9 protein-coding genes and 1 pseudogene are annotated in these 11,214 nt (G+C 72.0%); 4 read left to right on the forward strand and 6 right to left on the reverse strand.

Going from position 1 to position 11,214, the window contains the following annotated elements:
- Positions 1-482: pseudogene (locus NQ160_RS11075) on the forward strand (radical SAM protein); the annotation flags it as partial.
- On the opposite strand, the gene dxr reads toward NQ160_RS11075, so the two are convergent.
- Positions 470-1,561 (reverse strand): 1-deoxy-D-xylulose-5-phosphate reductoisomerase, encoded by a 1,092-nt coding sequence (dxr, locus tag NQ160_RS11080; protein WP_257515299.1) that lies wholly within the window; start codon positions 1,559-1,561, stop codon positions 470-472. The pseudogene NQ160_RS11075 and the gene dxr sit on opposite strands and share 13 nt — an antisense overlap.
- Before the next feature lie 16 nt (positions 1,562-1,577).
- Positions 1,578-2,525 (reverse strand): FKBP-type peptidyl-prolyl cis-trans isomerase, encoded by a 948-nt coding sequence (locus NQ160_RS11085; RefSeq protein ID WP_257515300.1) that lies wholly within the window; start codon positions 2,523-2,525, stop codon positions 1,578-1,580.
- Between the two features lie 83 nt (positions 2,526-2,608).
- Here NQ160_RS11085 and NQ160_RS11090 point away from each other — a divergent pair, with 83 nt between their 5' ends.
- Positions 2,609-3,424, forward strand: a complete 816-nt coding sequence (locus NQ160_RS11090) for a lysophospholipid acyltransferase family protein (protein WP_257515301.1) — start codon at positions 2,609-2,611, stop codon at positions 3,422-3,424.
- 15 nt (positions 3,425-3,439) lie between these two features.
- Here the strand turns inward: NQ160_RS11090 and NQ160_RS11095 are convergent, their stop codons facing one another.
- On the reverse strand, positions 3,440-3,910 hold the full coding sequence (locus tag NQ160_RS11095; protein ID WP_257515302.1) for an OsmC family protein: 471 nt from the start codon (positions 3,908-3,910) through the stop codon (positions 3,440-3,442).
- A 51-nt stretch (positions 3,911-3,961) separates the two neighbouring features.
- Here NQ160_RS11095 and NQ160_RS11100 point away from each other — a divergent pair, with 51 nt between their 5' ends.
- Both NQ160_RS11100 and ald read left to right on the forward strand, forming a co-directional pair.
- Positions 3,962-4,951: an asparaginase gene (locus NQ160_RS11100; RefSeq protein WP_257515303.1), complete on the forward strand. Its 990-nt coding sequence runs from the start codon at positions 3,962-3,964 to the stop codon at positions 4,949-4,951.
- A gap of 37 nt (positions 4,952-4,988) precedes the next feature.
- Positions 4,989-6,104, forward strand: a complete 1,116-nt coding sequence (gene ald / locus NQ160_RS11105; RefSeq protein ID WP_257515304.1) for an alanine dehydrogenase — start codon at positions 4,989-4,991, stop codon at positions 6,102-6,104.
- 43 nt (positions 6,105-6,147) lie between these two features.
- On the opposite strand, the gene NQ160_RS11110 is transcribed toward ald, so the two are convergent.
- The 3 genes from NQ160_RS11110 to NQ160_RS11120 form a co-directional block, all read right to left on the reverse strand.
- Positions 6,148-8,931: an FtsK/SpoIIIE domain-containing protein gene (locus tag NQ160_RS11110; protein WP_257515305.1), complete on the reverse strand. Its 2,784-nt coding sequence runs from the start codon at positions 8,929-8,931 to the stop codon at positions 6,148-6,150.
- Positions 8,932-8,998: 67 nt separating this feature from the next.
- On the reverse strand, positions 8,999-9,910 hold the full coding sequence (locus NQ160_RS11115; RefSeq protein ID WP_257515307.1) for a PP2C family protein-serine/threonine phosphatase: 912 nt from the start codon (positions 9,908-9,910) through the stop codon (positions 8,999-9,001).
- A 57-nt stretch (positions 9,911-9,967) separates the two neighbouring features.
- A partial coding sequence (locus NQ160_RS11120) for an ABC transporter ATP-binding protein (RefSeq protein ID WP_257515306.1) occupies positions 9,968-11,214 on the reverse strand: 1,247 nt, incomplete at its 5' end.

Below are 11,214 nucleotides of genomic sequence, written 5' to 3' on the forward strand. Positions count from 1 at the left end.
AGCCGGCGTTCGTGACGCGACTGGCCCGCGAGGCGAAGGAGCTCGGCATCCATGTCGCCCTCGACACCTCGGGCAACCTCGGACGCAACGCCTCCGACGCCCTGCTGGACGACCTCGGCATGGTGCTGCTGGACGTGAAGTCGGGCCTGCCGGACACGTACCGCGAGGTGACCGGCCGCGAGCTGCAGCCCACCATCGACTTCGGCGACCGCCTGGCGGCCAAGGGCGTGCCGGTGTGGATCCGGTTCGTCCTCGTTCCGGGTCTGACCGACGCCCCCGAGAACGTGGAGGCCGTGGCTGACATCGTCGAGCGCTGGCCGAACGTCGCGCGCGTCGAGGTGCTGCCGTTCCACCAGATGGGCACGTCGAAGTGGGAGCGCCTGGGCATCGACTACGCCCTGGCCGACGTGCAGCCGCCCGAGGCGGACCACGCCGAGAGCGTGCGCGATCGCTTCCGCGCGCGGGGTCTTCAGACCTTCTGACCCCCGGCGATCAGGGCGTCGGCGGTGCGCCGCGCCCATTCCTCTGCCTCGGCGAGACTCTCGCGCGAGAGAGCTGACGGCGCCTCATGCCGGTCGACGACGGCGCGCACCGTGTCGACGATGTCCGTGAAGCCGAGCCGACCCTCGTGGAACGCGTCGACGGCCTGCTCGTTCGCGGCGTTGAACACGGCGGGATACGTTCCGCCGATACGGCCGACCTGCTTGGCGAGCGCCACGGCGGGGAAGGCGCGCTCATCCAGCGGCTCGAACGTCCACGAGGTCGCTGTGGTCCAATCCAGCGGGCGTCCGACGCCCGACACCCGGTGCGGCCAGTCCAGGCCCAGCGAGATCGGCAGGCGCATGTCCGGCGGTGACGCCTGGGCGATCGTCGAGCCGTCGACGAACTCCACCATCGAGTGCACGATCGACTGCGGGTGCACCACGACATCGATGTCGGCGTAGTCGACGCCGAACAGCAGGTGGGCCTCGATGACCTCGAGGCCCTTGTTGACGAGCGTCGCGGAGTTCGTGGTGACCACTCGCCCCATGTCCCACGTGGGGTGCGCGAGGGCCTCGGCGGGGGTGACGGATGCCAGCTCGTCGCGGGTACGGCCGCGGAACGGCCCGCCCGAGGCGGTGAGCACGAGCCGGCGCACCTCGCCGGGCTCCCCCGAGCGCAGCGCCTGGGCGATGGCGGAGTGCTCCGAGTCCACCGGCACGATCTGGCCGGGGGCGGCGAGCGCGGTGACGAGGTCGCCGCCGACGATGAGCGACTCCTTGTTGGCCAGGGCCAGGGTGCGCCCGGCTTCGAGCGCGGCGATGGTCGGGCCGAGCCCCACCGAGCCCGTGATGCCGTTGAGTACCACGTCGGCTTCGACGTCGCGCACCAGCTGCTCGGCCTCGACCGCCCCCAGCGCCGTGTGCTCGACGCGGAACTCCTCCGCCTGGCCTGCCAGCGCGTCGCGCTGCGAACCGGCCGACAGGCCCACGACCTCGAACCGGCCCGGATGGGCGCGGATGACGTCGAGGGCCTGACTGCCGATGGAACCGGTGGAGCCGAGGATCAGAACGCGTCGCACGCGCCTCAGCCTACGATCACTGGGTCGCCGCGGGCTCGATGTCGAGGATGTCGATGACGAAGACCAGGGTCTGACCGACGAGGTCCTGCTCGTTGATCTCGCCCTCGCCGTACGCGACGGCCGGCGGAAGCACCGCGATGACCTGTGAGCCGACCTTCTGGCCGACCAGCGCGTCGCCGAAGCCCTTCACGACCGCGGTCGTGGGGAAGGCGGTGGGGCCCCTGCCCCAGCTCTGGTCGAACACCTCGCCGGTGTTCCACGACACGCCCTGGTACTGCAGCTGGACGTTGTCGCCCTCGGCCACGGTGTCACCGTCACCCTCCTTGAGCACGGCGAGCTGATACTCGGTCGGCGCGTCGCCCTCGGGAAGCGTCACCGTGGGCGCGCCGGTCTCATCGAGTTCGACCGTGGGCATGCCCTCGACCGGCTCCTGCTCCTCGCCCCACGCGGCGCTGGGGACGATCTCGAGCAGGTCCATGACGTACACCTGGGCTGCGGTGCCGGTGGCATCGTCTGCGGGAAGGGCGACCGCCACGCGCGTGCCGACCGTGGCGCAGCCGAGGAACTGCCCGATCCCCGTCTGTGCGCCGATCTGCTGGGCGGCCATCTCCCCCTCGACATAGCCGATCGCACCGATCTCGGTGGCGGTCTCGGCATCCAGTCCTACGAAGGCGACGTTGACGTAGTCGCCCTCCGTGACCCGGTCGCCGTCACCCTCGACGAGCACCGACGTCTCGATCTGCTCGATCTCCAGCGGGGCGGAGAAGCTGACGGTGGGCGGCTCGCCAACGGGCCCCTCGGCCTCGACGGCGTCGGACGCGGCACCGGCGTCGAGCCGCGCGTCGCACAGCGCGGACGAATCCGCGCCCTCAGTCTCGGCGGGATCCGCCGACCCCGTGCATCCCGAAAGGAGGACCACCGAAACGGCGGCGACGGACAGAGCGGCTAGGGGGCGGAAGCGCACGGGGATCCTCACGGAGAGAGAAAGGGGGACCAGGCCATCCTCCCTCACTCTCCTTTGTCGTGGCTGGGAGCCTCCCGCGCCGCATGCCCGAGCGCGCATGCGAACGGGAGTACCCTCGACGGGTGACTGCCCAGCCCCCTGCATCCCCCAAGCAGACGAGCGAGACCTCTCTGGTCCCCGGAGTCGGGCTCACCTACGTCGTCGGACGCTGGATCATCGCCCCGCTGGCGCGCCTGTTCTACTGGCCGCGCATCGAGGGGCGAAAGAACGTACCGCGCAAGGGTCCGGTGATCCTCGCGAGCAACCACTTGTCGTTCATCGACTCGTTCGTGATCCCCATGGCGTCGCCGCGCGCCGTCCGCTTCCTCGCCAAGGCGAGCTACTTCGAGGGCAAGGGACTCAAGGGGTGGTTCGCCCGCGAGTTCTTCTATGCGGTCGGCGCCTTCCCCGTGCAGCGCGGGGCGGGCCAGGCGGCGCTCGATGCCCTCGACCAGCAGAAGCGCATGCTCGAGGCGGGGTGGGCGACCGCCCTGTACCCCGAAGGCACGCGGTCCCTGGACGGGCGGCTGTACAAGGGGCGCACCGGCGTGGCGTTCCTGGCGCTGCAGACCGGGGCGCCGGTCGTTCCCGTCGGCCTCGTCGGCACGAACGACGCGATGCCGGTCGGCGCGAAGTTCCCGCGGTTGCGCCCCCGCGTGACCGTGCGCTTCGGGGAGCCGATCGATCTGTCCCACCACGGGCCGGCATCCTCGGGCCGCGCCCGGCGCCTGGCGACGGACGAGATCATGTCGGCCATCCACGCCCTGTCGGGCCAGGAACTCGCGAACGCGTACAACGAGACGCCCGCGCAGAACCCGGTCGAGCGCATCAAGCAGGTTCTGCCGCACGAGCGTCGCTGACCGCGCGTCGAATGCTCACTCGGCGGTGACGACGGGGTCGTGGCGCACGGGGAAGTTCACCGAGTTCGCGATGAAGCACCACTCGTGGGCCTGCGCATGGGCGGCGAGCGCGGCCTCGACCATCGACGGATCCGCCACGGTGACCTGCGGGCGCAGCACGACCTCGCGGAACGCTCCCCCGCCACGACCGTCCAGCACGAGCACGCCCCGCGCCTCGTCCCGGTAGGAGGTGACCACGACCCCGGCTCGCACGCACGCGTGCAGATACGACAGCAGGTGGCACTCCGACAGCGCCGCCACCAGCAGGTCTTCGGGGTTCCACTTCGCCGGGTCGCCGCGGAACGGCCGGTCGGCCGAGGCGGCCAGCGCCGGCTTGCCGTCGATCTCGATCGCGACGGAGCGGTCGTAATCGCGGTACCCACTGGTGCCCGTGCCGCGGTCGCCTGTCCACTCCGTGCGCACGAAGTAACTGTGCTCGCCCAACATTCGGCCAGTCTGCCACGCGGGTCCCCGCCGCCCCGCCGGTAGGCTTGCTGCGTGCCGCAGACGTTCTCCGCCCAGGATGCCGTGGAGCTCGCTGTCGTCGAACGCAGTGGCTTCGTCGAGTCCCGTCACACCGGGAGCGCCGTCGTGCTCTCCCCCGACGGCTCGGTGCGCACCGCGCTGGGTGACATCGATTCCCCCGTGCTTCCCCGCTCCACCCTCAAGCCGTTGCAGGCCCTGGGCTGCCTGACCGCCGGCGCCGACCTCGACGGCGAGCGCCTGGGCCTGGCCACCGCCAGCCACTCCGGCACCGACCGTCACGTCGACGTGGTGCGCAGCATCCTGCACCTGGCGGGCAAGAGCGAGGACGACCTCGGCTGCCCGCCGGCGTGGCCAGGCGACACCGCGACGCGCGACGAGATCGTCCGCGAACTCGGCGCCCCCTCCCGCATCCGCATGAACTGCTCGGGCAAGCACGCCGCCATGCTGCTGGCTTGCACGGTCAACGGCTGGGATGCCGCCACGTATCTCGACCTCAACCACCCCCTGCAGATGCACATCCGCGAGGTGGCCGAGCGTCTGACCGGCACCAAGCTCTCGATCTCCGCCGTCGACGGCTGCGGCGCACCGGTCTACGGCATGAGCCTCACGGCGCTCGCCCGCGGCATCCAGCGCATCGCCACGTCGTCCGAGCGCTCCCCGTTCGCGCTTCACCGCCACGCCGCGGCGCTCGTGCGCGCGGTCAAGGACAACCCGTGGACGATCGACGGCCCCGGGCGCCCCGACACCGTGGTCATCGAGAAGCTCGGCGTGTTCGCCAAGACCGGCGCGGAGGGCGTGCTCGTCATGACGGCTCCCGACGGCACCACGGCGGCGCTGAAGGTGCTCGACGGCAACGGCCGGGCGGCCACCGTCGTCGCGCTCACGCTGCTCGTCCGGGCAGGCGCCCTGCCGGCCGCGCAGGTCGCCCAGGTGCTGGGATCTCTTCCGCTGACCATCCAGGGCGGCGGCAAAGACGTCGGAGCGATCCGCCCGACGGTGTGACTGCGTCCCCACGACGGGCGCGGAAAAGGAGCGATCGATGAGGATCTGCGTACCGACCGAAGTGAAGAACAACGAATACCGCGTCGCCCTGACCCCCGCCGGGGTGCACGACCTCACCTCCTCCGGGCACGAGGTGTTCGTGCAGCGCGGTGCCGGCGAGGGATCGTCGATGACCGACGCGGAGTACGAATCCGCCGGCGCGACGCTGCTGGACGACCCCGCCGAGGTGTGGGCGCGCGCCGAGCTGCTGCTGAAGGTGAAAGAGCCGGTGCCGAGCGAGTACGGGTACTTCCGCGACGACCTCGTGGTGTTCACCTATCTGCACCTGGCCGCCGACCGCTCGCTCACGGAGCGGCTGATCGCCGACCGGGTCACGGCGATCGCGTACGAGACGGTGCAGCTGCCCGGCGGCGGACTGCCGCTGCTCGCACCCATGAGCGAGGTGGCCGGCCGCCTCGCGCCGATGGTCGGGGCCTCCACGCTCATGCGCTCGGCGGGCGGGCTGGGTCTTCTCATGTCCGGCGTGCCGGGGACACGGCCCGCGCGGGTGACGATCATCGGCGGCGGGGTGGCCGGGGCGAACGCGGCGCTCCTCGCGGCGGGGATGGGTGCGGACGTCACCATCTTCGACACGAACGTGCAGCGGCTGCGGTTCCTCGACGATCACTTCCAGGGGCGGGTCAAGACCGCTGCGTCGAATCCGCTCGACCTGGATGCCGCAGTCGTGGCGTCCGACATGGTGATCGGGTCCGTGCTCATCCCGGGTGCCAAGGCCCCCAAGCTCGTGACGAATGCGATGGTCACGCGGATGCGGCCGGGCTCGGTGCTCGTGGACATCGCCGTCGATCAGGGCGGATGCTTCGAGGACAGTCACCCGACGACGCACGCCGACCCCACGTTCACGGTGCACGGCAGCGTCTTCTACTGCGTCGCGAACATGCCCGGCGCCGTCCCGAACACCTCGACCTCGGCCCTCACCAACACCACGCTCCCCTACATCCGTCGCATCGTGGCGCACGGCTGGCGCGAGGCGCTGCGCACCGACCCGGCGCTGGCGGCGGGCCTGAACACCCACGCCGGCGCGGTCGTGAACGCGGGCGTCGCGACGGCACACGGGATGCCGCTGGGCTCGCTCGCCGACGCGGTGGCGTAGCCGCCCCTCGGTCGTTGAGCGAGGGGGCGCCGCGACCGGGGGCTCAAAGCAGCCGCACCCTTCGGGCCGCGCTCTCGTCGTCCCACACCCACGCCCTCGCGAGCCCGGGCGATGCGTACGGCGGCAGCACCCGCGACGACGTCACGGCGCGCACCTCGCCCGCGCAGGCGGCGTCGACCACGAGCGCACCGGTCGCCCGCACCTCCTGCAGTGCGCGCCACTCGCGCAACCACGTCTCGGGCTCACCCCACAGCACCAGGGGCGCCGCACCCGCCGCGGTCGGCGCGTGCTCCCCCAGCGCGGCGACGTCGATGCCGTCGGCGGACCACCGTGCGCGCACCGCACGCGCAGCGGACGACGACGAAGGGGCGACGAAGCCGGTCAGTCCCTGCGGCCGGTACAGCGGGACGTCGGCACCCCTCGGTCGCAGCGCCGCGTCGACGAGCGCGAACTGAACCGCGACGTCGTCGAGCGTGCCGCGTCCCGGGGGCAGGTCCCGGCGATGCGCGGCCGCCTCGCCGCCGGCGGCGGCATGGTCCGCCCGGGTGGGCAGCGCCAGGATCGCCCGGCGCGGCAGCAGCGCCGCCACCCGGGCGGCGACGCCGGTGAGCCGCTGCGTCGTGACGACCAGGCGGATGCCACGTCGGGCCCCGTCGCGGGCGAGCGCTTCCACCTGCTCCGTCAGGTGAGCCTGGTGATCCGGACCGAACGGGGCCGGCAGCGCGTCGAGGTCATCGAGCAGCACCAGCGTGCCCGGCGGCAGCTCATCGAAGCACGCCACGGCATCCCACGCCCCCTCGGGGTCGCGGGGCACCACCAGCGTGCGCGCGGGGTCGTGCTGCGCCGCAGCCAGACGCAGCAGGCCGGTCTTGCCCGACCCTGGACCTCCGACGATGAACAGTCCCCGGTCCTCGGGCGCGAGCACCACCGGCCGCTGCCGTTGCCGGTGCGGTTCGTCCGCAAGGCCCAGCACGATCGCACCGGGGCGTCCCTTCACCGCCAGCGACTCGAGCGGCACCTGCTCCGGCAGCTCCGGCAGCCACGGTCGCCGGGGCGGCGGCCCCGCCTCGGCTGCGGCCAGCACCGCGAGTGTCGCATCGCTGCACACGGCCACCTGCGCGCTGCGGGCCACCCGGTCGGCCGCACGACGCACCAGGGCGAGGCCCCGCGCCCCGGGGTCGCCCGGCAGCGTCGCGGCATCGTCTGTGCCGATCACCAGGCGCGAATCCCCGGCGTCGGTCACCCGCAGGCTGATCCGCAGCGGACAGTTCGCCAGCAGCGCGTCGCGGAACACCCCGCCGGCCCGCTGTCCGGCGAGGATCAGGTGCATGCCCAGCGCCCGCCCGCGCGCGGCGATGTCGGCGAACAGCTCGTGCAGCTCGGGCTGGGTGCCCACGAGCGCCGCATATTCGTCGATGACGATGACCAGCCTCGGCAGGCGGTCGCCGGCTTCGCCGATGTCTCGGGCATCGACGGCGGCAAGCGCCCGTTCGCGGTGACGCAGCTCCGCACGCAGGCTCTGGATCGCGCGGTGGGCGGCCGCCTCGTCGAGGTCGGTCAGCACCCCCGTGACGTGCGGCAGCCCGGCCAGGCGGTCAAAGGCCCGCCCTCCCTTGAAGTCCGCGAGGAGGAAGGCCACCTGCGCGGTGGTGTGGGTTGCGCACAGCGCCGCGATCCAGGTCGTCAGCAGCTCGCTCTTGCCGGCGCCGGTGACCCCCGTGACGACCGCGTGCGGACCGTCGACGACGAGGTCGACGACCACCACCTCCCCGCCGTCGCGCCCGATGACCGCTGGCAGCGTGCCGGGCGCTGCGCGCGGTGCCGAAGGCAGCAGGCCCGCGAGGTCGCCCGCGTGCGCGGTCAATCCGCCGGCGACGTCGCCCGCGCGGGCGGCGAGCGCGGCGGCGATCGCCGCCGCCTGCTCGCGGCCGAGGGCCTCGACGGCCACCTCGCGCGTGATGCCGCCATGGTCCAGACGGGCGGTGGCCAGGCCGGTGAGCGTCAGCACAGCAGCGCAGCGCGGCGGCGGCGGCGAGCCGGGCCCCACCACCGCGATGGGCGCGTCCACGCCCCGCTCGACCCGGTCACCGCGCGGACAGAGCTGCACCGCGGTGCCGGTGACGGCCCGCCGGTGCGGCATGCCGGCCGTCCAGCCGCCGTCGGCCGCCGGCGGTCCGACCAGTCTCACGTCACCGGGCGCTGAGCTCAGGCACAGCTGCGCGACGAGGCCTCGCGCGACGGCGGCGGCCGCCACCGGCGGACCGATCACCGCCACGCCGTCGGCGGCGGGCACCGTGAGCGGCGCATCGGTCAGCCGGGCGGCTTGCTCCCGAAGCGCGGCGTCATCGCCCGTGGCATCGCCGCCGGTCACCTGCACCCCGCTGATCGCCTCTCCCACCCCGATGCGCAGGTGGCCCGCACGACCCGGCACGACCCGCCAGATCTCGTCGGGCCGCACGGCGAAGCCGGCGACGTCGGGATGTCGGTGGTGCAGGCGCTCGCGCTCGACCGCGTGGCGTCGCGTGACCGCCTCGAGCGCGCGCGCGTGGGCACCGCGGTGCTGCCGCCGCGCCCGACGACGATCCCTGCGGGCCGCCCGAAACCCGTCGAGGGCCGCACCGCCGGCCAGCAGGGGTCCGAGCGCGGCGAACCACAGGGACATGATCGACCCCGTCACCTGCCACAGCACCAGCGATGCCGCCATCGGCAGCAGGGCCGACGCGAACGGCAGGGCGGGGCGCGGCGTCGGTTCGACCGGCGTGGGCAGCACCAGCGGCTCGGCTCGACGGTCAGCCGGCCGGGGTGCACCGGAGGCAGGGGGGATCACGCGTCCAGCACACCGCATCACCCGCCCGCGGCGCGGGCACCAACCCCCTGAAGGGAGAGGTCCGGCCTCAGTCGGCGTTTGTGGAGGAGCCGGCGTCGGCTGCCGATGCGGCATCCGACGCGTTCGCAGTCGCCACGTCTGGGCGCTGCACCGGCGTGGTGTGCTGCGAGACCTGAGGGCGCTCGGCGGTGTCGTCGTCGATGCCGGCGCCGCCACTCAGATGCGCATTCAGCACGATGATCGAGACGTTGTCCCGCCCGCCGTTCTCGAGCGCCGCCCGCAGCATGGCGTCGACGGCCTCGGCCGGGTCGGCGTGCTCGAGCAGGAAGTGCAGGATGCCGTAGTCGGTCAGTTCCTTCGTGAGCCCGTCGCTGCAGATGACGAACCGGTCGCCGTCGATGACGTCGAGCCGCACGTAGTCGGGGGTGACGCTCTCGGTCGGGCCTACCGCACGCGTGATCACATTGCCGTATGGGTGGTTCTCGGCCTCTTCGGGGCTGAGGCGTCCCGAGGCGATGAGCTCCTGCACCACGGAGTGGTCGGTGGTGATCTGCATCAGGCTGTCGTCGCGCATGAGGTACACGCGCGAGTCGCCGATGTTGAGCGTCACCCAGGTCGGCTCGTCGCCCCCGGTGTCGAGATACACGCCCGTCACGGTCGTGCCGGTGCCGTCATCGGTCGTGTCCACGTGTCGGCCGATGTCGTCCACGGCGCGTGCGAGGGCCTTCTCGATGCTCTTGGGGGTGACGTCGTCCTTGCCGGCGACGGCCTTCAGCCGCTCGATCGTGCTGGCGCTGGCGATCTCGCCGCCGATGTGGCCCCCCATGCCGTCGGCGACGATGAAGAGCGGGTACAGGGCCAACACGGCGTCCTGGTTGACCTCGCGTCTGCGTCCCACATCGGTGGCCGCAGCCCAGGACAGGAACAGCTCGCCCTCGGGCAGCGCGACGACGCGTGTCTGGGTGGTGGCCTCGGGCACGCTCTCGCCCTTCCCTGTCGACATGGAGCGCTCCGCAGCGGAACGCGTTTTCACATCCTAGTGGACGGTTGCGGCATCGCTTTCGGTCGTGTCGGGATCGGCGGGGGCCTGGAACTGGGCGTTGTACAGCCGCCAGTACGCCCCCTTCGCCTGCAGCAGGTCGTCGTGCGTGCCCTGCTCGACGATGGAACCGTGCTCCATGACCAGGATCAGGTCGGCGTCACGAATGGTCGAGAGCCGGTGGGCGATGACGAACGAGGTGCGGTCCTGGCGCAGCCTCGACATGGCCCGCTGGATCAGCAGCTCGGTGCGGGTGTCCACCGACGAGGTCGCCTCGTCGAGGATCAGCAGCCGGGGGTCGGAGAGGAACGCCCGGGCGATCGTCACCAGCTGGCGCTCCCCCACGCTGAGGTTGGATGCCTCGTCGTCGAGCACGGTGTCGTACCCGTCGGGCAGTGCGTGCACGAAGCGGTCGACGTACGCCGCAGAGGCGGCATCCACCATCTCCTGCTCTGTGGCATCCGGGCGCCCGTAGAGGATGTTCTCGCGGATCGTGCCGGAGAAGAGCCACGTGTCCTGCAACACCATGCCGGTGCGCGAGCGCAGGTCGGCGCGGGTCATCTGCCTGATGTCGAGCCCGTCCAGGGTGATGCGCCCGGAGTCGATGTCGTAGAACCGCATGATGAGGTTCACGAGCGTCGTCTTGCCCGCCCCGGTGGGCCCGACGATGGCGACCGTACTGCCGGGTCGTGCAGTGAGGTCGAGTCCGTCGATGAGCGGCTTGTCCGGCGAGTATCGGAACGAGACGTCTTCGAAGTCCAGGTCGCTCGCGTCTTCGTCGACGGTGCGGGCGGGGTCGGGGTCGGGCGTCTCCTCCTCTTCATCGAGAAGCTCGAACACGCGCTCGGCGCTGGCGACCCCGGACTGCAGCAGGTTCGCCATCGAGCCCAGCTGGCTCAGCGGCTGGGTGAACTGCCGCGAGTACTGGATGAACGCCTGCACGTCGCCGATCGACAGGCGTCCGCCCGCGACCTGCAGCCCGCCGACGACGGCGATGCCGACGTAGACGAGGTTCCCGATGAACATCATCGCCGGCATGATGATGCCCGAGAGGAACTGGGCGCCGAACGTCGCCCGGTACACCTCGTCGTTCTCGCGGCGGAAGTCCTCCTCGACCTCGCGCTGGTGTCCGAAGACCTTCACGATCGCGTGACCCGAGAAGGTCTCCTCGACGCGCGCGTTGAGCACTCCGGTCGCCTTCCACTGCGCGACGAAGAGCTTCTGCGACCGCCGGGCGATGAGCA

Source organism: Microbacterium sp. zg.Y909 (genome assembly GCF_024626565.1).

What these genes read in the sequence shown, in the direction of transcription:
- NQ160_RS11090 (WP_257515301.1), top strand. Translation starts at nt 2,609, where the DNA reads ATGCCCGAGCGCGCATGCGAACGGGAGTACCCTCGACGGGTGACTGCC.
- NQ160_RS11095 (WP_257515302.1), bottom strand. Translation starts at nt 3,910, where the DNA reads ATGTTGGGCGAGCACAGTTACTTCGTGCGCACGGAGTGGACAGGCGAC.
- ald (WP_257515304.1), top strand. Translation starts at nt 4,989, where the DNA reads ATGAGGATCTGCGTACCGACCGAAGTGAAGAACAACGAATACCGCGTC.